Origin of the sequence: Kitasatospora sp. NPDC091257 (assembly GCF_044757675.1) — a bacterium.
In the GTDB taxonomy this organism is placed as follows: domain Bacteria; phylum Actinomycetota; class Actinomycetes; order Streptomycetales; family Streptomycetaceae; genus Kitasatospora; species Kitasatospora lactacystinica.
Genome location: NZ_JBIVVI010001678.1, coordinates 1 through 1,451 on the forward strand (window position 1 = coordinate 1; position 1,451 = coordinate 1,451).

Annotated in this window: 1 protein-coding gene; it reads left to right on the forward strand. The window is 71.9% G+C overall.

Annotated features, from left to right (window positions below; genetic code table 11):
* A partial coding sequence (locus ACIQOV_RS41235) for a hydrolytic protein (protein WP_401056249.1) occupies window positions 1–1,255 on the forward strand: 1,255 nt, incomplete at its 5' end.
* Window positions 1,256–1,451: the final 196 nt, after the last annotated feature.

Here is a 1,451-nt window from a genome sequence, read left to right on the forward strand (position 1 = left end):
GGTGTCGCTGTACCCGGGGACCTCCGAGACGGTGACGGTCCGGCTGGCGCCGCCGCGCTCCCCCGCCACCCGGGCCGGCGAGTTCCCGCTCGGCATCCGGGTGCTGCCGGTCGAGCGCCCCGACCTGGTGACGGTGCCGGAGGCCACGGTCACCGTGACGCCGTTCCAGGAGCTGCAGGCCGCGCTGGCCCCGCGCCGTCGCCGCGGCTGGCTGCGCGGGCGCTACCGGGCCTCGGTGCGCAACCTCGGCAACGCTCCCACCGGTGTGACGTTCACTCCGGGACAGGCCGGTGAGGACCTGCGGTTCCGGGTCACGCCGGAGAAGCTGCGGCTGGAGCCCGGCGAGTCCGGAGAGGTGCGGGTGCAGGCGCGCACCCGCAAGCTGATCTGGTTCGGCAAACAGGCGACCTGGCCGTTCGAGGTGACGGTGGGCCCGGAGGAGCGGGCGGACGGCAAGGACGACAAGGGAGGGAAGGACGACAAGGACGCGAAGGACGGCAAGGACGGGGCCAAGGAGCCGGAAGCCGCACCGGATACCGCGCCGACGCCCGTCCAGAAGCCGCTCCTGGACGGCGAGTTCCTCCAGCTGCCGATCTTCCCGAAGTGGCTGCTCGCGCTCCTGGCGGCGCTGATCGCGCTGCTGCTGGCGTGGTTCGCCCTGGTCCGCCCGGCGGTACGCAGCTCCGCGAAGCAGGCCGCCGAGAAGGCCGTCGCCCAGCAGAACGCCACTCCGGCCCCGCCCGCCGGTGTCCCGGCCGGTGACACGCCGGGCAGCCCCGTCAACGGGAGCACCCCGGGCGGCCAGACCAAGCCGGGCGCCGGGAAGCCGACCACCGGCCCCGGCAGCCAGGGCGGACCTGGTCCGGGCGGCCTGGCGGTGCCGGGGACCGGCCAGCAGAGCTCCGCCACGATCGACGTCGTGACCGAGAACGGCGCGGCCGCGACCGGCAGTTACCAGGTGCCGCACGGCAAGGTCTTCGACATCACGGACCTCGTGGTCGCCAACTTCCAGGGCGACCAGGGACTGGTGACCATCATGGCCGGCAACAAGACCATCACCACGATCGCCTTGGAGACCTTCCGCAACCAGGACTACCACTGGGTGACTCCCCTCCAGGTCCCCGAGGACCAGGCGGTGACCGCGAACGTGACCTGCGAGGTGCCGGGCACCCCGGCCTCGGGCAAGCAGGCGCCCACGTGCCACGAACTCCTCAACGTCAGCGGGACCCTGAGCGACATCCGGCAAGGAAACTGAACGTTTCCGGCCCGTTCGTCTCCGAGTTCCCGCTCCCCCCGCATCTCCCCTCACATCCCGTGACCATGTCAATACCCGACGGACACTGTTGCATCGTGCACCCGTCCGAACCAAACCGACCCGCCGGTAACCAGCCGTGATCTGTCCCCCGAGGGCAACCGGCCTGGTCCCTGAGGGCAACCGGGCCTCCCCTACG